21 protein-coding genes are annotated in these 23,638 nt (G+C 60.0%); all 21 read left to right on the top strand.

Features of this window, described 5'->3' with window-relative positions; all coding sequences use genetic code 11:
* Nucleotides 1–10 precede the first annotated feature (10 nt).
* Nucleotides 11–301: a HypC/HybG/HupF family hydrogenase formation chaperone gene (locus tag CWO91_RS02885; RefSeq protein ID WP_091881607.1), complete on the top strand. Its 291-nt coding sequence runs from the start codon at nucleotides 11–13 to the stop codon at nucleotides 299–301.
* Nucleotides 302–599: 298 nt separating this feature from the next.
* Entirely contained in the window at nucleotides 600–932 is a 333-nt protein-coding gene (locus CWO91_RS02890; protein WP_244550990.1) for a hypothetical protein, read from the top strand.
* Nucleotides 929–1,792, top strand: coding sequence for a hydrogenase expression/formation protein (locus tag CWO91_RS02895; protein ID WP_245471102.1), 864 nt, complete (start codon nucleotides 929–931; stop codon nucleotides 1,790–1,792). The genes CWO91_RS02890 and CWO91_RS02895 overlap by 4 nt, the downstream gene beginning before the upstream one ends.
* A gap of 100 nt (nucleotides 1,793–1,892) precedes the next feature.
* The gene (locus CWO91_RS42660; protein ID WP_165405196.1) at nucleotides 1,893–2,987 is read left to right on the top strand and encodes a hypothetical protein; all 1,095 of its coding nucleotides are present in this window, start codon (nucleotides 1,893–1,895) and stop codon (nucleotides 2,985–2,987) included.
* Entirely contained in the window at nucleotides 2,980–3,321 is a 342-nt protein-coding gene (gene hypA, locus CWO91_RS02910) for a hydrogenase maturation nickel metallochaperone HypA (protein WP_130212168.1), read from the top strand. The genes CWO91_RS42660 and hypA overlap by 8 nt, the downstream gene beginning before the upstream one ends.
* A complete protein-coding gene (hypB, locus tag CWO91_RS02915) occupies nucleotides 3,321–4,280 on the top strand; it encodes a hydrogenase nickel incorporation protein HypB (protein WP_245471108.1) in 960 nt (319 codons plus the stop codon). Before hypA ends, hypB begins: the two co-directional genes overlap by 1 nt.
* Nucleotides 4,277–6,520, top strand: a complete 2,244-nt coding sequence (gene hypF / locus CWO91_RS02920; RefSeq protein ID WP_130212169.1) for a carbamoyltransferase HypF — start codon at nucleotides 4,277–4,279, stop codon at nucleotides 6,518–6,520. The genes hypB and hypF overlap by 4 nt, the downstream gene beginning before the upstream one ends.
* A gap of 55 nt (nucleotides 6,521–6,575) precedes the next feature.
* Nucleotides 6,576–6,755 (top strand): HypC/HybG/HupF family hydrogenase formation chaperone, encoded by a 180-nt coding sequence (locus tag CWO91_RS02925; protein ID WP_349643559.1) that lies wholly within the window; start codon nucleotides 6,576–6,578, stop codon nucleotides 6,753–6,755.
* Nucleotides 6,752–7,894 carry a hydrogenase formation protein HypD gene (gene hypD, locus CWO91_RS02930; RefSeq protein ID WP_130212171.1) on the top strand — a complete coding sequence of 381 codons (1,143 nt, stop codon included), beginning with the start codon at nucleotides 6,752–6,754 and terminating at the stop codon, nucleotides 7,892–7,894. The genes CWO91_RS02925 and hypD overlap by 4 nt, the downstream gene beginning before the upstream one ends.
* Nucleotides 7,891–8,937: a hydrogenase expression/formation protein HypE gene (gene hypE / locus CWO91_RS02935; protein WP_130212172.1), complete on the top strand. Its 1,047-nt coding sequence runs from the start codon at nucleotides 7,891–7,893 to the stop codon at nucleotides 8,935–8,937. The genes hypD and hypE overlap by 4 nt, the downstream gene beginning before the upstream one ends.
* A 388-nt stretch (nucleotides 8,938–9,325) precedes the next feature.
* Nucleotides 9,326–10,438 carry an alanine dehydrogenase gene (gene ald / locus CWO91_RS02940; RefSeq protein ID WP_130212173.1) on the top strand — a complete coding sequence of 371 codons (1,113 nt, stop codon included), beginning with the start codon at nucleotides 9,326–9,328 and terminating at the stop codon, nucleotides 10,436–10,438.
* Nucleotides 10,439–11,197: 759 nt separating this feature from the next.
* On the top strand, nucleotides 11,198–11,392 hold the full coding sequence (locus CWO91_RS02945; protein ID WP_091881649.1) for a 4Fe-4S dicluster domain-containing protein: 195 nt from the start codon (nucleotides 11,198–11,200) through the stop codon (nucleotides 11,390–11,392).
* A 194-nt stretch (nucleotides 11,393–11,586) separates the two neighbouring features.
* Nucleotides 11,587–13,083 carry a Fe-S cluster assembly protein SufB gene (gene sufB, locus CWO91_RS02950; RefSeq protein WP_130212174.1) on the top strand — a complete coding sequence of 499 codons (1,497 nt, stop codon included), beginning with the start codon at nucleotides 11,587–11,589 and terminating at the stop codon, nucleotides 13,081–13,083.
* Nucleotides 13,084–13,149: 66 nt separating this feature from the next.
* Nucleotides 13,150–13,902: a Fe-S cluster assembly ATPase SufC gene (gene sufC / locus CWO91_RS02955; RefSeq protein ID WP_130212175.1), complete on the top strand. Its 753-nt coding sequence runs from the start codon at nucleotides 13,150–13,152 to the stop codon at nucleotides 13,900–13,902.
* Between the two features lie 19 nt (nucleotides 13,903–13,921).
* Nucleotides 13,922–15,244, top strand: coding sequence for a Fe-S cluster assembly protein SufD (sufD, locus tag CWO91_RS02960; protein WP_130212176.1), 1,323 nt, complete (start codon nucleotides 13,922–13,924; stop codon nucleotides 15,242–15,244).
* Complete coding sequence (locus tag CWO91_RS02965; protein WP_130212177.1) at nucleotides 15,241–16,488, top strand: cysteine desulfurase; 1,248 nt, start codon at nucleotides 15,241–15,243, stop codon at nucleotides 16,486–16,488. The genes sufD and CWO91_RS02965 overlap by 4 nt, the downstream gene beginning before the upstream one ends.
* Before the next feature lie 465 nt (nucleotides 16,489–16,953).
* Entirely contained in the window at nucleotides 16,954–18,456 is a 1,503-nt protein-coding gene (gene nifD, locus CWO91_RS02970) for a nitrogenase molybdenum-iron protein alpha chain (RefSeq protein ID WP_130212209.1), read from the top strand.
* 66 nt (nucleotides 18,457–18,522) lie between these two features.
* Nucleotides 18,523–20,079, top strand: a complete 1,557-nt coding sequence (gene nifK, locus CWO91_RS02975; RefSeq protein WP_130212178.1) for a nitrogenase molybdenum-iron protein subunit beta — start codon at nucleotides 18,523–18,525, stop codon at nucleotides 20,077–20,079.
* 97 nt (nucleotides 20,080–20,176) lie between these two features.
* On the top strand, nucleotides 20,177–21,823 hold the full coding sequence (gene nifE, locus CWO91_RS02980; protein WP_018319623.1) for a nitrogenase iron-molybdenum cofactor biosynthesis protein NifE: 1,647 nt from the start codon (nucleotides 20,177–20,179) through the stop codon (nucleotides 21,821–21,823).
* 10 nt (nucleotides 21,824–21,833) lie between these two features.
* Nucleotides 21,834–23,243: a nitrogenase iron-molybdenum cofactor biosynthesis protein NifN gene (gene nifN, locus CWO91_RS02985; RefSeq protein ID WP_091881673.1), complete on the top strand. Its 1,410-nt coding sequence runs from the start codon at nucleotides 21,834–21,836 to the stop codon at nucleotides 23,241–23,243.
* On the top strand, nucleotides 23,240–23,635 hold the full coding sequence (gene nifX / locus CWO91_RS02990; RefSeq protein WP_091881677.1) for a nitrogen fixation protein NifX: 396 nt from the start codon (nucleotides 23,240–23,242) through the stop codon (nucleotides 23,633–23,635). Before nifN ends, nifX begins: the two co-directional genes overlap by 4 nt.
* Nucleotides 23,636–23,638 lie beyond the last annotated feature (3 nt).

The following is a 23,638-nucleotide window of genomic DNA, read 5'->3' on the forward strand; positions in this document are numbered from 1 at the left end:
GCGACTGACCATGTGCCTTGGCTTACCAATGACGATTGTCGAGACCGACGGCATCACGGCGCTGTGCGAGCATGGCAATGAACAGCGGCGCGTCTCGGTCATGCTGCTCTCCGACGCGTCGGTCGGCGCCAAGGTGCTCGTTCATATCAACAGCGCAGTGCGGCTCTTGGATGACGAGGAAGCAAGGCTGATCTCGGAAGCACTTGACGGGCTTGAGGCCAGCCTCAACGGCCAGGACTGCGATCGCTTCTTTGCGGACTTGATCGGTCATGAGCCGCAATTGCCGGAGCACCTACGCTAGCAATTCCGTTCGCCTGTTGCGCCGACTAGGCTTGCTCACAAATCGAATTCCAGTCGCACGTAACCTTTACATGGAAAATGTCAGACGCTTCGAGCCGTTGGTTCGAGCGGGAGTCGCGGCCAGGCGATGATTGGCATGCGCCTTGCTAATAGCCTGCTAGCAGAACCGAACATTATCAGAAAGGCGTGTGATGAAGTTGCAGCCGGCGCAGCATGGTCTGGCGCGGCCCGCTCCGTCCGACGTAGGGGGCGTCAGCGTCGATGCGCGCCTGGCCGCGCACGCTCCCGTGAGGGCGGCCGTGATGCCGCTGTCGGCGGCCGATCCCCTATATTTGCTCCGGATCATCCAGCTCGCATTCTTCCTTCCTGAAATGGTCAAGGCGTTTCGAAAGCAAGGCGCAGTGCCTGCGGGCGGCGTTGGTGGCGAACTGGTCGGCCGGCTCGGCCTGCGTGGCCCGTCGACGCCGAGCCTGTGCCATCGGCGCGATACACTCCGCCTGATCGGCAAAAGACCAGTCCGTTTGGTTACGATCGACCACATCTCGGTACCGATCGTTCGGCCACACGCCGGCAGCACTGCTGTCGGCAAGTGCATTGCCTCTCGATACAGCCAACGGAACGTCGCATCATGAAAACAGCGATCCGCGTTGTATCCGACGGCGTCGACCGGGCGGCGAGCGAGCTTGCCACGGGCTCTGGAGGGCTCGACGTATTCCATAGTGGGTTGACAAGTGCGAGTGCGCTCGCCAAGCGCGCTTGGCGCGATGGCGACGAGCTTGCAAGGAACTTTCCGAATGCCACCGCGCTGTTATCGAATGCCGCTGCTGCCGTTGGCAGCCAGAGAAGCGGCGCTCGGACGCAACTGTACGGACTAGCGAATCTCAGCGATCCCGAGCGCAAGCTGATTGGCGAAGTGCTCGGAGAAGGTGAGGTCGCCGGCTTGGTTGCGCTGCCAGATGGCTCTTTGGCGCAAATTCAGGAGTCGGTGCTTGCGGGAATCTGGCGCGTGCGCATCGGGACCGAGCCGGCGCACGAATATGTTGAGGTCGGGGCGATCCCGCAGATTGTGCGGCGCGCCGCAACTGACCTGACGTCCGCCGATCTTGCGATCGGTGCCGCGCCGGACGGCGCGATGAACGTGCAACCGGTGCTCGCCGAAATACGCGAGCGGGCGCGCGTCTGGCGGTTTGGCATGTGCGCGCATGTCATCAATCTCACATTGCTGCCGATGAGCGTTATCGACCTGGCATTCCTGCAGCAAAGCGTGGGCAATGGCCCGGTCGAACTCATCTTCCGCGGCTACGGCACGTGCCGAGTGCAGGCGACCGGGATCAGGAATGTCTGGTCGGTGCAGTTCTTCAATTCTACGGACGACATCATCCTTGATACGCTGGAGGTCGGCGGTGTGCCGATTGTTGCGTTGGCTGCCGACGAGGATTTCCAGGACTCTGCCGAACGCATGCAGGAAATTATTAAGGCGTACCTCACATGAAGAGCTGGGAGAACATTCGGCATCGGGTGGGATCCCGTAGACGGCGCGTGCGCAGCGACCGCCGGCATAGCTTGCGCAGGATGTTGGCGGAGCGGTGCGCATGAGCCTCGCTGCCCGCAACAAAATTGATGTCACCGTATCGCTAGCTGCCGACGTAGTCGCCGCGGTCGAGATCCTGCCGCGTGTCCGACCGCCGCTGGCGCGGCTGTTCGCCGGCAAACAGGCCTCGTCGCTGCTCAAGGTGCTGCCGCGGCTCTTCGCGTTGTGTGCCGCCGCGCAGCAAACCGCACTGCTGTCCGCGATTGAGACGGCGCGCGACGAAGCGATCACCCGCACAACAAGACAGCATCGTGTTGCGCTTATCGTTACCGAACGCATCGCGGATTTGCTACGGGGCCTCTTTGTCGGACATCTTACGCAAGACATCGCCAGTGCGGCGGCAATCCGCTCCCTGATGCGCGGAATGTCAGCGCTTGTCGGCAGCGCACAGCCAGCCTGGGGCTCCGCTCAACGCGAAGAGACAGCACGGATTGTGGCTGCGCTGGCCGCGCTCGGCATGCCGAATGAGGGTGGCGCGCTGAGGTCCGGTAGCCCATTGGCGCTTCGCATTGCAGCGCTTGATGAGATCGACCTGAAGTCAATTCCGGCGGAGCACTCGTACCTGTCTGTTGCTGACGACCGCAAAATCATTGAACGGCTGCTCGTGGATGACACGACATTTTGCTATTGTCCCGATCTCGACGGACATGCGCCCGAGACGGGTCCATGGGCGCGCCAAATGACGCGTGATCGGCTCTCGCCGAGACCAGCCGGTGCGGCCGAGCGGCTGAGGGCCAGAATTGCTGAAATCCTCCGGCTATGCGCCTGGCTCAAGGCCGGTGCTCAGATTGACTCGGCGGAGCATGGGATTGTCGAAAGATATAAGCTAGGGCCCGGCCGTGCAGCGGCCGCGGTCGAATGCGCCAGGGGGCGTCTCTTCCACGCGGTTGAGCTTGATCCTCAGGGCCGGATATCCCGCTTCGAATTCCTCGCGCCGACGGAGTGGAATTTCCACCGGCGCGGACCGCTTGTCCGGAACCTGCAGGGCGCGGTGCTGACGGCGAGACGACGTCGGGATGCAGTCCATGCAGTGATTGCATCGCTTGATCCGTGCGTCGGGTTCACCCTCAATTTTCGCGAAGTTGGCGATGCATGAAATGGCGATTTGTCTTGGCATTATTCAAATCGTCGAGGAGGAGGTACGTCATCGGTCGTTTTCGCGGGTGCGGAGCGTCTGTCTGGAGCTGGGAGCGCTGAGTCATGCCGCGCCTGAAGCGATCAGGTTCTGCTTTGCTGTCGTTGCAACGCGGACCGTTGCCGAGGGCGCGGTCCTTAACATCGTCGAACTTCCAGGCGTTGCCTGGTGCATGAGCTGTTCGAAGAGCGTCGAAATTGCACGGCGCGGTGAGCGCTGTCCCTGCTGCGGCAGTTATCAGTTGCAGGTAACCGCGGGCGAACAGATGCGGGTGAAAGAGCTGGAGATCGATTGATGTGTACCGTTTGCGGCTGCACCGAAGGGACGCCGTCGACCGAATGCGCAAAAGCGCATGATGCGGAGAGCCACGCGCGTTACTATGCCCATGTGCAGGACGATTGCGATCGCCATTATGCCCATCCTCATGCCGACCAAGCCCTGCAGCGTTCATACCATGCTCGCGATAGTCATAGTCACCATCATCGCTCTGCCCATCACCAGGCTCATGGCGGGCAGGCGCTTCTGAGCGGCGGCGCTGGGCCGGCTGCCTTGAAGGTCACGGGCATGAGCAGAGAGCGGGTCATTCAGATCGAGCGCGATATTCTTGGCAAGAATAATGGGATTGCGGCGGACAACCGCGCGCTCTTCGTAGCCGATGACCTGCTTGTATTTAATCTTTTGTCCAGTCCCGGTGCGGGTAAAACGACGCTGCTTGTCCGCGCCGTCTCCGAGCTCAAGCGTAGCCGTCCGGTCGGGGTGATCGAAGGCGACCAGCAGACCTCGAACGATGCCGAACGCATTCGGGCCGCCGGCGTGCCGGCCATTCAACTCAACACCGGCAAGGGTTGCCATCTCGATGCTGCAATGATTGGCGAGGCTTATCGCCGCTTGCCGCTGCTCACGGGCGGTATTCTCTTCATCGAGAACGTCGGTAATCTGATCTGTCCCGCAGCCTTCGATCTTGGCGAGGCCTGCAAGATCGTAGTGTTGTCGATGACCGAAGGTGAAGACAAGCCGCTCAAATATCCTGATATGTTTGCCGCTTCGTCGCTCATGGTGATCAACAAGATTGATCTGGCCCCTCTGCTTGAGTTCGATTTGGGCAAGACCATCGAATACGCCAGACGCGTCAATCCAAAGATCGACGTGCTTGTAGTTTCGGCGCGTACCGGCGAGGGTTTTGGCGCGCTCTACGCCTGGATCGATAGACAGGCGAGGCACCAGAGGCGCGCCGTAGAGGACACAAGGCGATGACCGCCGCAACCACCTGCGACCGAACGAGGCTGCGCGTGCGCGTGAGTGGGGCCGTGCAAGGGGTCGGCTTTCGTCCTTACGTCTATGGACTCGCTATGCGGTACGGATTGGCGGGGTTTGTCATCAATGGCCCCGAGGGCGTTACGATCGAGGTCGAGGGCCACCGTACCTCGGAGTTTGTCGCCACGTTGCCGCTCGAGGCGCCTCCATTGGCACGCATCGACCACATCTGCGTTCGGGAGACTGCGGCGCTCGCGGCGAAAGACTTTTCGATCGGCGCGAGCGAAGGCGGAAAATTGTCAACGCAGATCGTCGCTGATGCCGCGGCCTGCCAGCAATGCCTCAGTGAGCTGTTCGATCCAGAAAATCGGCATTACCTTTACCCCTTCATCAGTTGCTGCCATTGCGGCCCACGCTACACCATCGCCGAACGGCTTCCGTACGATCGCCACAACACCGTGATGAGGGCTTTTAGGCTGTGCGCCGCCTGCGCGGCCGAATATGCCGATCCGGCGAGCCGCAGGTTTCATGCGGAGGCGATCGCGTGTCCGACATGCGGTCCTCGGCTCAGCCACGGGATCAGCGCCATTGTCGCGGCAATCGCGGGGGGACAAATCGTGGCGATAAAGGGGCTGGGCGGATACCAGCTTCTTTGCGATGCGCGTAACCAGGACGCCGTGCAGCGTTTGCGCAGGAGAAAGCAGCGCTTTCAGAAGCCGTTCGCGGTTATGGTCGATTCCATAGAGCGCGTCAGCGAGATCGCGGAGGCGAACGCGCCCGAGCTTGCGCTGCTCGAATCCGTAGCACGTCCCATCGTCCTTCTGCCTTCACGCAACAATCTGGCGCCCGCCATAGCTCCTGGCTTATCGCGTGTGGGTGTCATGCTGCCTGTAGCGCCGCTGCATCACCTCATCTTTCATGCGCTTCGCTGTGCGGGGGCCGGCCCGATCATCGTCGCCACCAGTGCCAATCTTTGCGGCGAACCGCTCCTGATCGACGACGCGCAGGCGCTGCGGCGGCTCAAGGGAATCGCCGACCTTATCGTGACCCATGATCGCGATATCCTGACGCGTGCTGATGACTCGGTGGTGTCGGTGGTGGCTGGCCGGCCGCAATTCATTCGTCGTGCCCGTGGCTATGTTCCCGAACCGATCCGGCTTGCGAAGTCTCTGCCGCCCGTGCTCGCCGTCGGCGGCGCACTGAAATTGACTGTCACCATCACGCGGGACAACCAAGCGTTCGTCTCCCAGCATATTGGCGATCTAAATACGGCCGAAGGCATCCGTGCGTTCGAGGAGACGATCCGACACCTCACATCGAGTCTTGACGTGGAGCCTGTCGTGGTCGCCCATGATCTGCATCCCGATATGGCTTCCACCCGGTTTGCGGAAGCAAATGGCCGCGCGCTGGTGGCTGTCCAGCATCATCACGCACACGCTGCCGCAGTGATCGCCGAGCATGGCCATACGGGACCTGCGCTTGCCCTGGTGCTCGATGGCCATGGCTTTGGCTCCGAGGGCGGTAACTGGGGTGGCGAACTATTGTTGTGCGAAGGGACGAGGTGCCGACGCATCGGGCACTTAGCGCCCCTGCAAATGCCTGGTGGAGATCGTGCAGCCCGCGAGCCGTGGCGCATGGCGAGCGCAGTATTACACGGGCTCGGCCGGACTAACGAAATCGGGCCGCGCTTTGCGGCGCAACGGCAGGCCGGATGTATGTCGGCCTTGCTCGATCAGCCGGGCGGGGCCACCACGACCAGCGCGGGCCGGTTGTTCGACGCGGCAGCGGCGCTGCTGGGGATTGCGAGTTTGCAGAGCTATGAGGGCGAAGCGGCGATGAAGCTCGAGGCGCTGGTGCGGCGGACTGCGATTCTCGAAGCCGGCTGGACAATCGATGGCGGCGTGCTGTCGCTTCAGCCGCTGTTTGCGCGGTTGGTTGCAGATGACATTGACGCCGCGGTCGGAGCCGGGCTGTTTCATGGCACCTTCGCCGCCGCCTGCGTTGACTGGGTCACGCGCTCTGCGCGGACAACCGGCGTTAATACCGTCGTTCTGAGCGGCGGCTGCTTCCTGAACGCGGTGCTGGCGGATGAAATCCCGCGCGGTTGCAGCGCTGCCGGCCTTACCCCGCTGATGCCGCGGCGGGTGCCGCCCAATGATGGCGGTTTGAGCCTTGGCCAGGCCTGGATTGCCGCTCTGCAGATTGCTCAACAGTCGTCCGCCAGGGGAGGAACAGCCTGATATGTGTCTTTCGGTTCCGGCAAAGATTGCGAAAATTCTTCCCAACGACATGGCCATGGTGTCCATCGATGGCATCAGCCTGGAGATATCGATTGCTCTCATCGACGAGCTCGAGGTCGGCGATTGCGTCCTTGTCCATGTCGGCTATGCGCTGGCCAAGATCGATCCGACGGAAGCCAAGCGCACGCTGGAGCTCCTGCAGGAGCTAGGTAGCGCAGGGGAACGCCGACCATGAAATATGCCGACGAATTTCGCGACAAGGCCATCGCGCAGGGAATTGCGCGTGCGATTGGCGCCGAGGTCAGTTCGCAAAGAGCCTATCGGTTCATGGAATTTTGCGGCGGACACACTCATGCGATCTCCCGCTACGGCCTGGAGGATCTGCTGCCCGCGAACGTCCGCATGATCCACGGGCCCGGTTGTCCCGTCTGCGTTCTGCCCGCCAGCCGCATCGACATGGCGATCCGCCTCGTCGAGCGACCAGAGGTCACTCTGTGCGTCTACGGCGACCTGATGCGCGCGCCTGGGTCGCAAGGACAGTCCCTGTTGCGAGCCAAAGCGCTCGGTGCCGACATTCGGATGGTCTACTCGACGCTCGACGCTATCCGGCTCGCCGAACAGGCGCCGAGCCGCGAGGTGGTCTTCTTTGCCATCGGATTTGAGACCACGACGCCCCCGACGGCGGTGATGATCCGAATTGCCGAGAAGAAGCGGCTGAAGGGCCTCAGCGTGTTCTGCAACCACGTGCTTACACCGTCTGCAATGCACAGCATTCTCGAGAACCCGAAGATCCGCAACACCGGCGGGGTCCCAATTGACGGCTTCATCGGGCCTGCACATGTCAGCACCATTATCGGTACGCAGCCCTACGAGCCCCTGGCGGAACAATTCGAGAAGCCTATCGTGATCGCGGGATTTGAACCCCTCGACGTGATGCAGGCGATCCTGATGCTGGTGCGGCAGGTGAACCAAGACCGCTACGAGGTGGAGAACCAATACAGCCGTGCAGTGACACGCGAAGGCAATCGGCGCGCCAAGGAGGAGGTAGTGCAGATATTCGAACTGCGTGAGCAGTTTGAATGGCGTGGGCTCGGACTCGTACCCAACAGCGGACTGAAGCTGAAGCGGGCTTACACGCAATTCGACGCCGAGACGCGTTTTGCGATCCACGACCTGCGTGTCGCAGACAATCCGGCGTGCGAGTGCTGCGCGATCCTGCGTGGCGCCAAGCGGCCGGTCGATTGTAAGCTGTTTGGAACCGTCTGCACGCCGGAAACTCCCATAGGGTCCTGCATGGTGTCATCGGAAGGCGCTTGTGCGGCGTATTGGACCTATGGCCGAGTGCGCGATGAACAGTTGAGGCGGACGTCATGAGCGTAAAGGCCTATCAACGCAAGCTCGACGTCGAGAACGGACGGGTTGATCTTTCCCACGGATCCGGGGGCCGTGCCATGGCACAGCTGATCTCCGGCCTTTTTCACAAAGCCTTTGGTAATGAATGGCTCGCCCGCTGCAATGATCAGTCGGCGTTTGACGTTGCGGCAGGCAGGATGGTGATGACGACCGACGGCTATGTGGTCTCGCCGCTGTTCTTTCCCGGCGGCAATATCGGGTCACTGGCTGTGCACGGCACGATCAATGATGTCGCAATGTCCGGCGCGCGTCCCCTCTATCTGTCGGCCAGTTTTATCATCGAGGAGGGCTTCCGGTTTTCGGATCTGAAGGCGATCGCGGATTCGATGGGCGCGGCAGCGCGCGGGGCCGGCGTTTACATCATTGCCGGGGACACCAAGGTCGTCGAGCGCGGCAAGGCGGATGGTCTGTTCATCTCTACGACCGGGATCGGGATTGTGGCCGATGGGCTCGATCTCTCCGCCGACAAGGCAAGGGTCGGGGACCGTGTGCTGGTGTCCGGTAGCCTCGGCGATCATGGGGTGGCGATCATGTCAAAACGGCAGAACGTCGCTTTTCAAACCGAGGTCGTCTCGGATTCTGCAGCGTTGCATAACCTCGTAGCGGTCATGGTTGCCGCCGGCGGTGGCGGCATCCGGGTGATGCGCGACCCCACGCGCGGTGGGCTCGCCGCGACCCTCAACGAGATTGCGCATCAATCCGACCTCGGGTTCCGCCTGCAGGAAGCATCCATTCCGGTGAAGCCCGCGGTTGCGGCTACCTGCGAACTCCTTGGACTCGATCCGGTCCATGTCGCCAATGAGGGCAAGCTCGTTGCGATCGTCGCGCCTGATTTGGCCGATGCCGTGCTTGCGGCCATGAAGGCGCACCCGCTCGGGTCCGATGCAGCTGATATTGGCGAGGCGGTGGCTGACGATCGGAAATTTGTGCAGATGGCGACCGGTTTCGGCGGCCGACGAATCGTCGATTGGCTGTGGGGCGAACAATTGCCTCGGATCTGTTGAACACGCTGCGCAACGTCCAGTTTTTTGGAAACCAAATTTATGATCAATGGCCATCAGCCATCAACTCTGGAAACGATCCCTTCTATGGGCAATCCTGCCCAACCGGCAGACTGCGATCTTCGCTCTTTAACAAGTTTCGGCGAGGCTGGATTTCGGTTGTTAGCTTTTCCACGAGCCGAGAACGCAATTCGAAACGATTCACCGCCATCGCGCAGTTTCGACGGTTAAGCTCAGCGAGCATGGTCACGCGATCCGCTCGGCACCCGTGGGTTTGAAATCCTGCGAAGCTTGTCAAATATCGCTGAATTCCTGCGCCATTTTGACGGCTGGGTCGCAATATCGCTGCGCGCTTCCGATTAGAAAGGCGCTTCAGGCAGGGAGTTTTCAAATGAAGGTCGGAGTCCCCAAGGAAATCAAGGCGCACGAATATCGCGTGGGCCTTACCCCTGGAGCTGTCCGCGAATACGTGGCAGCGGGCCACCGCGTGATGATCGAGGCCAATGCCGGCGCTGGCATTGGTGCAACCGATGACGATTATCGCAATGCTGGCGCAACGATTCTAACTTCCGCAGTTGAGGTATTCGCATCGAGCGAGATGATCGTAAAGGTTAAGGAGCCTCAGCCGTCCGAATGGTGTCAGCTGCGGGAAAATCAGATCCTGTTCACTTATCTGCATCTGGCCCCCGACCCGGATCAGGCCAAGGGCCTCCTGAAATCTGGATGCACCGCGATCGCCTATGAGACCGTAACTGATGCGCATGGTGGTCTTCCACTGCTGGCGCCGATGAGCGAGGTCGCGGGTAGGCTTGCGATCGAAGCGGCGGGTAGCGCCCTGAAGCGGAGTGCAGGCGGACGAGGGCTGTTGATCGGCGGGGTACCCGGTGTTCAGCCGGCCCGAATCGTGGTGATCGGAGGTGGCGTCGTTGGCACGCACGCGGCACGCATGGCGGTCGGTCTGGGCGCAGAGGTGACCATCATCGACCGTTCGATACTCCGGCTCCGCGAGTTGGACGAGCTCTTCGAAGGACGCGTTCGCACCAGGTTTTCGACCATCGACTCCGTGGAGGAAGAGGTATTTGCGGCGGATGTGGTGATTGGTGCGGTGCTCGTTCCAGGTGCGAGCGCGCCGAAGCTGGTCCGCCGGAGCATGCTGAGCTCGATGCGCAAGGGGGCGGTGCTCGTGGACGTCGCTATCGATCAGGGCGGCTGCTTTGAGACATCGCACCCAACCACTCACGCTGAGCCAACTTACGAAGTGGATGGCGTCATTCATTATTGCGTGGCCAATATGCCCGGCGCCGTGCCGCTGACCTCGAGCCAGGCACTGAATAACGCGACGCTGCCGTTTGGTTTGGCTCTGGCCAACAAGGGTTTTTCCGCCGTGCTCGAAAATCCGCATTTGCGCGCAGGCCTCAACGTCCATCGGGGCCGGCTAACTTACAAAGCGGTGGCCGAAAGCCTCGGGCTACCCTTCTCACCGATCGAACAGGCTGCGGCCTGATCCCAGAGGCCCGTGATGGGCGTTTCCTCCCTGACTTAGGCCACCCTTCGGGGTGGCTTTTTTTCGGCTCCATCGATCTGGACCGCCGCCGGCATTTATTTGCCACGCGGAGCGAAGCGGAGGATCACCAGACGAAGGCCTGGCTTCAGTCGCCCGCACGATGCGAGACAATGTACTTTCGCCTCTTAAAGCGCATATGAATGCCGGTTTTGCCAAGTCATCCAAGGCAATTGAGAATGCGTCCCGCGGGTCCCCAGGGCGCCCGCGATCACCTCAGCGACTTTATCTGGCGCGATCGCCGCGACCTTTTCTGACTGGCTGTGGGGACGCGGACCGGACCGGTGATCACTGCGCCGGTTGTTCATCGTGGTGATGTCGCCGAAGCCGCCGCTGTCCCGGTGAGTGGAACCAACAAGATGCGGCTCGGGGTCGACCTGACACACCGGCGGAGAACTTTGTGAAGTCGCGCGGCGCTTCGATCGTAGCCGCGGCACGGCGGCTATGGGAAGGATCGCAGATCGTTCCCTGAGGTTGGCTAACGCGGTTCACCTGATCGGCTGACTGCCGTGAGATCGACCATGCGTAAACCACCGCATCGAGATCAAGTTGCTGTCATGCCCGTTGTAGGATTTGCGACACCGTGTCGAGGCGGCGAGTCGCCTTATCGAAAATAGCCCAGACGAATCAAGGTTAAACCGTCTGGCACAAGACTTGAAAGCAAGAAACTGTCCCGCACCTTTTGCTCATGGAATCGCAGTCATGGCCTACAAGATAATCGCATCCCAGTGCACCGTCTGCGGTGCGTGTGAGTACGAATGTCCCAATGCCGCGATCAGCCTGAAGAACGACATATATGTGATCAATCCGACCCAGTGTACCCAATGTGAGGGGCATTTTGACACGCCGCAATGCGCCGTCGTTTGCCCGGTGCCCGATACCTGCGTGCCAGCATAGGTGGAGTAGCCGATGAGAGGAGCTCCGGCGCGAAACATGATGAAGATGCTATCGACAGCCGCCGCCTTTTGGATCCGTCTCCTGTTTCTCTCACTCGCTGGCCCCGAGTTGGCCGTGACTTGCGCGGTCCGCTCGGAGAGATTGCGGCGCAATCCTCGGCGGCGGGAGTTGTCCTTGCGCGAGCGGAGCGGGCGATGGTAGCTGTACAAGAGACGGTCGAGCGCGTCCGGCGGATCGACGTCGACCAATATCGATATGGGTTTGAGACGCTGATCGAGTCCGACAAGGCCCCGAAGGGGCTGTCGGAAGACACCGTTCGCTTCATATCCGCAAGGAAGAGTGAACCGGCCTGGATGCTGGAATGGCGCCTGGAGGCGCATCGCCGCTGGCTGACCATGACCGAGCCGACTTGGGCGCGCGTCGACTATCCCAAGATCGACTTCCAGGACATCTACTATTACGCGGCGCCGAAGCCGAAGAAGACGCTGTCCTCGATCGACGAGATCGATCCGGAGATCCTGAAGACCTACCAGAAGCTCGGCATCCCGCTGCGGGAGGTCGCGACCCTCGAGGGCGTCGAGCCGCCACCCGGCGGCGAGCAGACGCCGAACCGCAAGATCGCGGTCGACGCGGTCTTCGATTCGGTCTCGGTTGCGACCACGTTCAAGGCCGAGCTGAAGAAGGCTGGCGTGATCTTCATGCCGATCTCGGAGGCGATCCGCGAGCACCCTGAACTGGTGCAGAAATATCTCGGCTCCGTGGTGCCGACGTCGGACAATTTCTACGCGACGCTGAACTCGGCGGTGTTCTCCGACGGCTCGTTCGTCTACGTGCCGCCGGGCGTGCGCTGCCCGATGGAGCTGTCGACCTATTTCCGCATCAACGAGCGCAACACCGGCCAGTTCGAGCGCACGCTGATCATCGCGGACAAGGGCTCTTACGTCTCCTATCTCGAGGGCTGCACCGCGCCGCAGCGCGACGAGAACCAGCTGCACGCGGCCGTGGTCGAGCTCGTGGCGCTCGACGATGCCGAGATCAAATATTCGACGGTGCAGAACTGGTATCCCGGCAATTCGGAAGGCAAGGGCGGCATCTACAATTTCGTCACCAAGCGTGGCGACTGCCGCGGCAACCATTCCAAGATCTCCTGGACCCAGGTCGAAACCGGTTCGGCGATCACCTGGAAATATCCGAGCTGCATCCTGCGCGGCGACAATTCCCGCGGCGAGTTCTACTCGATCGCGATCTCGAACGGCTTCCAGCAGGTCGATTCGGGAACCAAGATGATTCATCTCGGCAAGAACAGTTCGAGCCGCATCATCTCCAAGGGCATCGCCGCCGGCAAATCGCAGAACACCTATCGCGGCCTCGTCACCGCGCACCGCAAAGCGACCGGCGCGCGCAACTTCACCGCCTGCGATTCCTTGTTGATCGGCGACAAATGCGGCGCGCACACCGTGCCGTACATCGAAGCCAAAAATTCGTCGGCGACGTTCGAGCACGAGGCGACGACCTCGAAGATCTCCGAGGACGTGCTGTTCTACTGCATCCAGCGCGGCGTCAGCCAAGAAGAGGCCGTCGGCCTCGTCGTCAACGGCTTCGTCAAGGACGTTCTGCAAAAACTGCCGATGGAGTTCGCAGTGGAGGCGCAGAAGCTGATCTCGATCTCGCTCGACGGATCTGTCGGATAACCAAACCTCCCGCGAGCCCTCTCGAATGCGGCTCGCCAGATGACGCATTTCAGGGATCGGATCAGAATGGCGCTACTCGAAATCCGAGATTTGCAGGTTGGTGTCGAAGACCGCGAAATTATTCGCGGCCTCGATCTTGACGTCAATGCGGGTGAGGTACACGCGATCATGGGGCCGAACGGCTCCGGTAAATCGACGCTCTCTCATGTCATCGCCGGCAAGCCAGGCTATGAGATCAACGGCGGACAAATCCTGTTCAGGGGCGAGAACCTGTTGCGGATGCAGCCACATGAACGTGCCGCCAAGGGCGTGTTCCTGGCATTCCAGTATCCGGTCGAGATCCCCGGCGTGACCAACATGAACTTCCTTCGGGCGGCACTGAACGCCCAGCGCAAGGCGCGCGACCAACGGGAATTCTCCACCCCCGAATTTCTGAAAAGAGTCCGCGAGGTGGCCGGTTCGCTCAACATTCCCCAGGACATGATCAAGCGCAGCGTCAATGTCGGCTTCTCCGGCGGCGAGAAGAAGCGCAATGAAATTTTGCAGATGGCGCTGTTCGAGCCGAGATTGTGCATCCTGGACGAGATCGATTCCGGCCTCGATATCGACGCGCTGCGTATCGTCGCCAGCGGCATCAACGCCTTGCGTTCGCCGGAACGAGCGATGCTCGTGATCACCCACTATCGGCGGCTTCTCGACCATATCGTGCCGGACATTGTGCACGTGATGTCGAAAGGGCGGGTCATGAAGAGCGGCGGAAAAGAACTCGCGCTGGAGCTCGAGGCTTGTGGCTACGCCCAATTCGAAGCCGCGGCCTGACGGCTCTAGGGATTCCCCGATGAAGCAGGTTTTTGCCAAAGCCGACGCCGAACGCGCAATGGGCAATGTTTTCGCTGCGGCGCGTGGACGGCTGCCTGGTGCAGGCCCTGTCCCCCAAATCCGGGCGAGGGCATTCGAGCTCTACGAGCGTACCGGCCTCCCGCATCGGCGCATGGAGGATTGGAAATACACTGATCTACGCGCCCTGATCGGCGAGGTGCTGCCACTCGCTCCGCGACCGGATGCGGAGGCGCTGGTGCGCGCAAATGTGTCGGCCAAGCAAGTGGCTGCCGATCAGGCGGTCAAGCTCGTTTTGGTGGATGGCATATTCGCGCCGGAGCTGTCCGATTTCGGCGGGCTTGAAAATGAAGTCGTTGTGCGGTCGCTGCGAGAGGTTCTGGAGAATTCGGCCACTGCGGCCATGGCCGGTCTGGTGCTGTCGACGACGAGCGATCCGGCAATCTCGCTCAATGCCGCAATGGCGACAGATGGCCTGGTGATTACGGTCGCCGATGGCAATGCGGTGAAGCGTCCAATTCAAATCATTCACGTCGCAACCGGACTGTCGGTGTCCACCTTTACACGCTCCTATCTGCAGCTCGGTAAAGGAGCGCATGCGGCCATCGTCGAAAGTTTCGTCCCGGCTGAAGGCGCGAGCGGCTATCAAGCCAACGATGCGATAATCGCCCTGGTTGGTGACGAGGCGAGCCTTTCGCATATCCGCGTGGCAGCCGATGCCTCCGACGCCGTGAACATCTCCTCGGCGATCATCGCAGTCGGCGCCAAGGCTAAGCTCGACCTCTTCAGCATGACCTGCAGCGGCTCCATCAGTCGCTATCAGGGATTCATCACGCTGGCCGGCGAGGGAACCAAGCTTTCGGCGAATGGGGTTAATCTCATCAGGGACAAGCTGCACGCCGACACAACGATCGTGGTCGACCACGCCGTACCACATTGCACCAGTCGGGAGAAGTTCCGCGCGGTCGTCGACGATTGCGGCCGCTCGGTGTTTCAGGGCAGAATCGTCGTTCGTCCCGCCGCCCGCAAGACGGACGCCACCCTGACGACGCGAGCGTTGCTCCTATCGGACCAGGCCGAGGCCGACAATAAGCCCGAACTTGAAATCTTGGCTGACGACGTGACCTGCGGCCACGGAGCGACATCGGGTGCGCTGGACGACACTCTCGTATTCTATCTGCGCGCTCGGGGGCTACCCGAGAAGGATGCGCAGATGTTGCTGATTAAAGCGTTCCTTGGCGAGTCGATTGAGGAGATCACTTCCGAGAATCTACGCGATTTTGTGGCAGCGCAAGCTGAACACTGGCTGCAGGCGGGGCGATGAGTGCACATCCCGCCGTGAGCAATGGTAGTTACGAGGTCAACCATCTGCGTTCTGACTTTCCTGCGCTGGCCATGACGGTGTACGGCAAGCCGCTTGTTTACCTCGATAACGCTGCATCCGCGCAAAAGCCCAACGCGGTGCTTGACCGTATGATGCAGGTGTACTCCAGCGAATACGCCAACGTTCATCGCGGCTTGCACTACCTCGCTAACGCGGCGACCGAGGCGTATGAAGGCGCCCGTGCCAAGGTGGCGCAGTTTGTGAACGCGCATTTAAACGAAGAGATCATCTTCACCCGGAGCGCCACGGAGGCGATCAATCTGGTCGCCCAGACTTTTGGCCGTGAACGCATTACTCCCGGTGATGAGATCGTTCTCTCGATTATGGAACACCACTCCAACATTGTGCCATGGCACCTTCTCAGGGAACGACTCGGTGCAGTGATCAAATGGGCGCCAGTGGATGATGACGGAAACTTTTTGCTCGATGATTTTGAGCGACTGCTGACCCCGCGCACCAAGATGGTTGCAATCACACAAATGTCGAACGTGCTCGGCACGGTGTTGCCGGTGAAAGAGGTGGTGAGGATCGCGCATGCTCGTGGTATCCCGGTGCTCGTCGACGGCTCGCAGGGATGCGTCCATCTGAGCGCCGACGTCCGCGACATTGATTGCGATTTCTACGTCATGACGGGCCACAAACTCTATGGTCCGACTGGGATCGGTGTGCTTTACGGCAAGTCTGAGCATCTGGCATCGATGCCGCCCTTCAATGGCGGCGGGGAGATGATTCGCGAGGTCTCGCGTTCCGGCGTCATTTATGGTGATCCGCCACACCGGTTCGAAGCGGGTACGCCGCCGATCGTCGAAGCCATCGGTTTAGGCGCGGCTATCGATTACATCAATTCAATAGGCAAAATGCAGATCCGCAGGCACGAGAGCGTACTGCTCGCTTACGCGCAGGAGAGGCTGGCGGATATCAACTTCGTGCGCATGATCGCGACCCCGGCCGAGAAGGGACCGATCATTTGTTTTGATATGAAGGGTGCGCACGCGCATGATATTGCCACCGTCGTCGACCGCGCCGGTGTAGCGATGCGGGCTGGGGCCCACTGTGCGATGCCGCTGCTCAAGCGCTTCGGCATGCTGGCGACGTGCCGTGCGTCGCTCGGACTTTACAATACACGTGAAGAGATTGATGTGCTCGTGCGTGCGCTTATCAAGGCGCGGCAGCTGTTCTCGTGATTCGGCGAGCCTACGACGTCCTGTGGCGAGGCAGCTCGCATTGAAGTCTGGAGGATGAGGTCATGCACCTCATCGTCATCGCAGCAGGTAAGCACCTGTAGGTCTCAGCAAGCATAGATAGCATTGGCAAGCCTGTGTCGGCCAGCCGGCCTTGCAGCCGGTCTTCCTGCACGGCCGCCTTCGGCGAGCGCGATCGCAGAGTACTGCGATCGCGGACACGCTCGAGAATTGGGCGGGCAATTCACGCATAGCCAGCCCTTGTTCCTTTTCGAACAGGGCCAAACCAAGAGTTCTCTGCCCAAAGCGTGATGTCGGGTTCGCAACAACACCCCCTTTCACCGCACGAGGCGCGCTAAGCGATTTTGATTGCTGTGTTTTTTGTGCTCACGCGACGCTGGCATGCTGGTTGCAAAAGTCTTGGTCAAGAAGCCGCCCTCGCAACAGCTAACCTTTGAAGGACATCAGATGAGTCTCGCCACGACCCAGAGCATCGCAGAAATCAGGGCTCGCAACAAAGAGCTGATCGAGGAGGTGCTGAAGGTCTATCCGGAGAAAACCGCGAAACGGCGTGCCAAGCACCTCAACGTTCACCAAGCCGGCAAGTCTGACTGCGGGGTGAAGTCCAACATCAAATCCATACCTGGCGTGATGACGATCAGAGGCTGCGCCTATGCAGGGTCAAAGGGGGTGGTCTGGGGACCGATCAAGGACATGGTCCATATCAGCCATGGCCCGGTCGGCTGCGGTCAGTATTCGTGGGGCTCGCGACGCAACTATTACGTTGGCACGACGGGCATCGATAGCTTCGTGACCCTGCAGTTCACCTCCGACTTCCAAGAAAAGGATATCGTATTCGGTGGCGACAAAAAGCTGGTGAAGATCCTTGACGAAATCCAGGAGCTGTTTCCACTCAACAACGGCATCACGATCCAATCGGAATGCCCGATCGGCTTGATCGGTGACGACATCGAGGCCGTATCAAGAGCGAAATCCAAGGAATATGGCGGCAAGACCATCGTGCCGGTCCGTTGTGAGGGCTTTCGGGGCGTGTCGCAGTCACTAGGCCACCACATTGCCAACGACGCGGTGCGGGATTGGATTTTCGACCAGCTCGAGCCCGACGGCAAGCCAAAGTTCGAGCCGACGCCGTACGATGTTGCGATCATCGGAGACTACAATATTGGCGGCGACGCCTGGTCATCACGAATTCTGCTGGAGGAGATGGGCCTGCGGGTGATCGCGCAGTGGTCCGGCGACGGTTCACTGGCTGAGCTCGAGGCAACGCCGAAGGCAAAGCTCAACATTCTGCATTGCTACCGTTCCATGAACTACATCTCTCGCCACATGGAAGAGAAGTTCGGTATTCCGTGGTGCGAGTACAACTTCTTCGGACCGTCAAAGATCGCAGAGTCGCTGCGCAAGATTGCGGGTTATTTCGACGACAAGATTAAGGAAGGCGCCGAGCGGGTGATTGAAAAGTACCAACCGCTGGTGAACGCCGTGATCGCGAAATATCGCCCGCGCCTGGAGGGCAGGACGGTGATGCTGTACGTCGGCGGGCTCCGTCCGCGTCATGTGATTGGCGCATACGAGGACCTCGGGATGGAAGTCATTGGCACCGGATACGAGTTCGGTCACAACGACGACTATCAGCGCACAGCTCAGCACTACGTAAAGGACAGCACGCTCATCTACGATGACGTCAATGGCTATGAGTTCGAGCGCTTCGTCGAAAAGCTCCAGCCTGACCTTGTCGGCTCGGGCATCAAGGAAAAATACGTTTTCCAAAAGATGGGTGTGCCGTTCCGGCAGATGCACTCCTGGGACTATTCGGGTCCATATCACGGCTATGACGGCTTTGCGATCTTTGCGCGCGACATGGACATGGCCGTCAACTCGCCGGTCTGGAAGAAAACGAAGGCCCCTTGGAAGGAAGCTTCGAGGGCCAAGCTCCTGGCTGCAGAATAAAGCAACTCATCTCGCTCTCTGGGAAAGCCGGGGCGATACCAATCTCGATAGTGAAGGACTTCAACAATGGCGCAGAGTGCCGAACACGTGCTCGATCATCTCGAACTGTTCCGCGGTCCAGAATACCAGCAGATGCTGGCCAAGAAAAAGATATTCGAGAATCCTCGCGATCCCGCCGAGGTCGAACGTATCAAGGAATGGACGAAGACGGCCGAATATCGCGAAAAGAACTTTGCGCGGGAGGCGCTAGCGGTAAATCCGGCCAAGGCCTGCCAGCCGCTTGGCGCCGTATTCGCCTCTGTTGGCTTTGAGGGCACGCTGCCCTTCGTCCACGGCTCACAAGGCTGCGTGGCTTATTACCGCAGCCATCTGTCGCGGCACTTCAAGGAGCCTAGCTCCTGCGTTTCTTCGTCGATGACGGAAGACGCTGCAGTATTCGGCGGCCTAAACAACATGATCGACGGGCTCGCGAACAGCTACAACATGTACAAACCCAAGATGATTGCGGTCTCCACGACCTGCATGGCCGAGGTGATCGGCGATGACCTCAACGCTTTCATCAAGACGTCAAAAGAGAAAGGCTCGGTTCCGGCGGACTTCGACGTGCCGTTCGCCCACACGCCGGCGTTCGTCGGCAGCCACGTCACCGGTTATGACAATGCGCTCAAGGGCATTCTGGAGCATTTTTGGGACGGCAAGGCCGGAACAGCGCCGAAGCTGGAGCGCAAGCCGAACGGGGCGATCAACATCATTGGTGGGTTCGATGGCTATACCGTCGGAAACCTTCGCGAGATCAAGCGCATCTTGGCGTTGATGGGCATCCAGCACACGATTCTCGCCGATAATTCTGAAGTCTTCGATACTCCGACAGACGGCGAATTCCGGATGTATGACGGCGGCACGACGCTGGAAGATGCGGCCAACGCGGTTCACGCCAAGGCGACAATCTCCATGCAGCAGTGGTGCACCGAAAAAACGCTGCCATTCGTGGCTGAGCATGGGCAGGACGTCGTATCCTTCAACTACCCGGTGGGCTTATCCGCAACGGATGACTTTCTCGTGGCGCTGTCACGCATCAGCGGCAAGGAAATTCCCGAGCAACTCGCGCGAGAACGTGGCCGCCTGGTCGATGCCATCGCTGACTCCAGCTCGCATATCCATGGCAAGAAGTTCGCGATCTATGGCGATCCGGATCTTTGCTACGGGTTGGCTGCGTTTCTGCTCGAACTCGGCGCCGAACCGACCCATGTGCTGTCCACCAACGGCAACAAGGGGTGGCACGAAAAAATGCAGGCGCTGCTTGCTAGCTCGCCATTTGGGCAGGGGTGCCAAGCCTATCCGGGCCGAGACCTCTGGCACATGCGTTCACTCCTGTTCACCGAGCCGGTCGATTTTCTGATTGGCAACACCTATGGCAAGTATCTGGAGCGTGATACCGGAACGCCACTGATCCGCATCGGCTTTCCGGTTTTTGATCGGCATCACCATCACCGCTCCCCCCTATGGGGCTATCAGGGCGGCCTGAATGTGCTGGTGAAGATCCTGGACAAGATCTTCGACGAGATCGACAAGAAGACAAACGTTCTTGGCAAAACTGACTACAGCTTCGACATCATTCGTTGATGAGCGACCGTGCGCGTGCCATCGCCCAAGCACTCGACGATGGCACAAGCACACGACGGTTGACCATGCAATTAGTTTGCGCTGAGAGGAAAAAGGGATGAGTTCACTAGCGGCCACGGTCCAAAATATTTTCGACGAGCCGGGCTGCGCCAAGAATGGCAGTAAGTCGGAGGCTGAACGGAAGAAGGGCTGCACCAAACAGCTGCAGCCGGGTAGCGCCGCCGGCGGCTGTGCTTTCGATGGCGCCAAGGTTGCGCTGCAGCCGTTCACTGACGTCGCTCACTTGGTGCATGGTCCGATCGCGTGCGAAGGTAATTCCTGGGACAATCGCGGCGCGGCGTCGTCCGGCTCGAATCTGTGGCGCACCGCATTCACAACCGATTTGAGCGAAACCGATATTGTATTCGGAGGCGAGAAGCGGCTCTGCAAAGCGATCAAGGAGATCATCGACAAGTGCGACCCGCCCGCCATCTTCGTCTATCAAACCTGCATCCCGGCGATGATCGGCGACGACATCAACGCAGTCTGTAAGGCAGCATCTCAAAGGTTCGCAAAGCCGGTGATCCCGATCAATTCCCCGGGCTTCGTCGGCTCGAAGAACCTCGGTAATAAGCTCGCCGGCGAGGCTTTGCTCGACTATGTAATCGGGACGCAAGAACCGGACTACACCACGCCGTACGATATCAACCTGATCGGGGAATACAACCTTTCGGGAGAGCTCTGGCAAGTGAAGCCATTGCTAGACGAGCTTGGAATACGGATTCTCTCCTGCATCTCCGGCGATGGCAAATATCGCGAAGTCGCTTCATCTCATCGCGCGCGGGCGGCGATGTTGGTGTGCTCAAAGTCCATGATCAACGTCGCACGCAAGATGGAGGAACGCTACGGGATCCCGTTCTTCGAGGGGTCGTTCTACGGTATTCAAGATTCGAGCGAATCGCTGCGTCAGCTTGCCCGCTTATTGGTTGAACGCGGCGCGCCGACAGATCTGCTCCGCCGCACCGAAGCGGTGATCGCGCGCGAGGAGGCGTGGGCCTGGGCTGCGATCGAGCCGTACAAGCCACGATTCGAAGGCAAGAAGGCCTTGTTGATTACCGGCGGCGTCAAGTCATGGTCGGTCGTTGCGGCACTCCAGGAAGCCGGGCTTGAGTTAGTCGGAACCAGCGTGAAGAAATCAACCAGGGAAGACAAGGAGCGCATCAAGGAGCTCATGGGGCAGGATGCCCACATGATCGAGGACATGACGCCGCGCGAAATGTACAAGATGTTGAAGGACGCAAAAGCGGACATCATGCTATCGGGCGGCAAGTCGCAGTTCGTCGCGCTGAAAGCGGCGATGCCCTGGCTCGATATCAACCAGGAGCGCTGCCACGCCTATATGGGCTATGTCGGAATGGTTAAGCTGGTGGAGGAGATCGATAAGTCGCTCTCCAGTCCGATGTGGGAGCAGCTACGTCGACCGGCACCATGGGACGCATTGGCCAAGGCGATGGAGCAGATGCAATCGCCGGTGGCCGCGATCGACTGTGATCCGACGCTCGCCGAAACCGCGCGCCGCGCCAAGAAGATCTGCGTGTGTAACACGGTCGATCTGGGCACGATCGAGGATGCAATCTACGCGCACGGCCTGAGGAGCGTCGCAGCGGTCAGAGAGCATACCAATGCGGTCGGTGGCTGCTGCCAAAGACGCATCGAAGGTATCTTGGTGTCCGAGCCATCTGCCATGCGACAGGCCGCAGAATAGGGGAGGCGTCATGGCCATCGTCACGGCGCCGACAAAGGCCTGCGCTGTCAACCCGCTGAAGATGAGCCAGCCGATCGGCGGCGCATTCGCCTTCATGGGGCTGCGCGGGGCGATGCCGCTTCTGCACGGATCCCAGGGGTGCACATCCTTCGGGCTCACGCTCTTTGTCCGGCATTTCAAAGAGGCAGTACCGCTGCAGACCACCGCGATGAGCGAAGTCGCGACCGTACTCGGCGGCTATGAGAATCTCGAGCAGGCGATACTGAACATCTACAACCGTACCAAGCCAAAGATCATCGGAATCTGCTCGACCGGTGTCACTGAGACCAACGGCGACGATGTGGATGCCTACCTCAAGCTCATCCGGAGCAAGCATCCGCAACTTGCAAAGTTGCCACTGGTGTATGTCTCGACGCCTGATTTCAAGGGCGCGTTCCAGGACGGCTGGGAGAAGGCTGTGGCGCGCATTGTGGAGGTGCTGGTGGAAGGGCCCAGCGCCAATGGCCTGCGGGATCCATCGAAGGTGAATGTTCTGCCGGGATGTCACCTCACGCCCGGCGACCTGGATGAACTCCGTGTCATATTGGAGGATTTCGGGTTGTGCCCGTCCTTCCTCCCTGACCTCGCGGGATCGCTCGATGGGCATATCCCCGATGAGTTTACGCCAACGACCATCGGCGGCATCGGCGTCGACGAAATTGCGAGCATGGGCCGCGCCGGGTGGACGATTGCAATCGGCGCGCAGATGCGGCGAGCGGCAGAGGTCATGCAGGTCAAGACCGACGTGCCTTTTCGTGTCTTCGAGCGGCTGTGTGGTCTCTGTCCGAACGACGAATTCATGACGTTCTTGAGCGAGATCAGCGGCCGCCCCATACCATTGAAATATCGGCGCCAGCGCGGTCAGCTCGCCGATGCAATGCTGGACGCGCACTTCCATATTGGCGGTCGCAAAGTTGCGATCGGCGCTGAGCCAGACCTTCTGTTCGATCTGTCCGGCATGCTGCACGACATGGGCGCGCACGTGACCGCGGCCGTGACGACCACTCAGTCGGAGGTGATCGAGCGGATCAAGACCAAGGAGGTACTCATTGGCGATCTCGAGGATCTGGAAGGGCTTGCCAAAACAAAGCATTGCGACCTGCTGATCACGCATTCGCATGGCAGGCAAGCGGCGGCCCGGCTGAAAGTGCCGTTCTATCGTATGGGGTTTCCGATGTTCGATCGACTTGGCGCGGGACACCAACTATCCGTGGGCTATCGTGGTACCCGCAATCTGATCTTCGAAATCGCCAATCTCGTGATCGCGCACCGCGAGGAGAACGATCAGCCTACGCCCGATAGATGGCGGACTGCGGCCGGACTACCACGATGCTCGGGGTATCGCAGCTCCACCGGCGCAGCTGAGAGGTCGATTGCATGAAGGTCGCATTTGCCACTCAGGACCTGAGACGCGTCGATGCCCATTTTGGTTGGGCAAAGAATATCGCAATCTACGATGTCACGCCTGGCGGGCACGTGTTTCTCAAAGCGATTGAGTTTGAGGGCGATCTTAAGGAAGACGGTAACGACGACAAGTTGGCGCCGAAGATCGAGGCGATCAAGGATTGCGCAATCCTTTACGTCGCCGCCATTGGCGGTGCCGGGGCTGCGCGAGTGGTGGCCAACAAGATCCATCCTATCAAGGTGAATAAGCCAGAAAGCATTCTGGTGTTGCTCGAAAAACTCGAGCGCGTACTGAAGGGCACGCCACCTCCCTGGCTACGCAAGGCCATGGCAAAGGACCGACGGTGTACGTTCGAGTTCGATGAATGAGGT

This window comes from Bradyrhizobium genosp. SA-3 (assembly GCF_004212635.1).
GTDB lineage: Bacteria > Pseudomonadota > Alphaproteobacteria > Rhizobiales > Xanthobacteraceae > Bradyrhizobium.

Coding starts and splice junctions, on each gene's coding strand:
- CWO91_RS02885 (WP_091881607.1), top strand. CDS start 11: ATGTGCCTTGGCTTACCAATGACGATTGTCGAGACCGACGGCATCACG.
- CWO91_RS02895 (WP_245471102.1), top strand. CDS start 929: ATGAAAACAGCGATCCGCGTTGTATCCGACGGCGTCGACCGGGCGGCG.
- CWO91_RS42660 (WP_165405196.1), top strand. CDS start 1,893: ATGAGCCTCGCTGCCCGCAACAAAATTGATGTCACCGTATCGCTAGCT.
- hypA (WP_130212168.1), top strand. CDS start 2,980: ATGCATGAAATGGCGATTTGTCTTGGCATTATTCAAATCGTCGAGGAG.
- hypB (WP_245471108.1), top strand. CDS start 3,321: ATGTGTACCGTTTGCGGCTGCACCGAAGGGACGCCGTCGACCGAATGC.
- hypF (WP_130212169.1), top strand. CDS start 4,277: ATGACCGCCGCAACCACCTGCGACCGAACGAGGCTGCGCGTGCGCGTG.
- CWO91_RS02925 (WP_349643559.1), top strand. CDS start 6,576: ATGGTGTCCATCGATGGCATCAGCCTGGAGATATCGATTGCTCTCATC.
- hypD (WP_130212171.1), top strand. CDS start 6,752: ATGAAATATGCCGACGAATTTCGCGACAAGGCCATCGCGCAGGGAATT.
- hypE (WP_130212172.1), top strand. CDS start 7,891: ATGAGCGTAAAGGCCTATCAACGCAAGCTCGACGTCGAGAACGGACGG.
- ald (WP_130212173.1), top strand. CDS start 9,326: ATGAAGGTCGGAGTCCCCAAGGAAATCAAGGCGCACGAATATCGCGTG.
- CWO91_RS02945 (WP_091881649.1), top strand. CDS start 11,198: ATGGCCTACAAGATAATCGCATCCCAGTGCACCGTCTGCGGTGCGTGT.
- sufB (WP_130212174.1), top strand. CDS start 11,587: ATGGTAGCTGTACAAGAGACGGTCGAGCGCGTCCGGCGGATCGACGTC.
- sufC (WP_130212175.1), top strand. CDS start 13,150: ATGGCGCTACTCGAAATCCGAGATTTGCAGGTTGGTGTCGAAGACCGC.
- sufD (WP_130212176.1), top strand. CDS start 13,922: ATGAAGCAGGTTTTTGCCAAAGCCGACGCCGAACGCGCAATGGGCAAT.
- CWO91_RS02965 (WP_130212177.1), top strand. CDS start 15,241: ATGAGTGCACATCCCGCCGTGAGCAATGGTAGTTACGAGGTCAACCAT.
- nifD (WP_130212209.1), top strand. CDS start 16,954: ATGAGTCTCGCCACGACCCAGAGCATCGCAGAAATCAGGGCTCGCAAC.
- nifK (WP_130212178.1), top strand. CDS start 18,523: ATGGCGCAGAGTGCCGAACACGTGCTCGATCATCTCGAACTGTTCCGC.
- nifE (WP_018319623.1), top strand. CDS start 20,177: ATGAGTTCACTAGCGGCCACGGTCCAAAATATTTTCGACGAGCCGGGC.
- nifN (WP_091881673.1), top strand. CDS start 21,834: ATGGCCATCGTCACGGCGCCGACAAAGGCCTGCGCTGTCAACCCGCTG.
- nifX (WP_091881677.1), top strand. CDS start 23,240: ATGAAGGTCGCATTTGCCACTCAGGACCTGAGACGCGTCGATGCCCAT.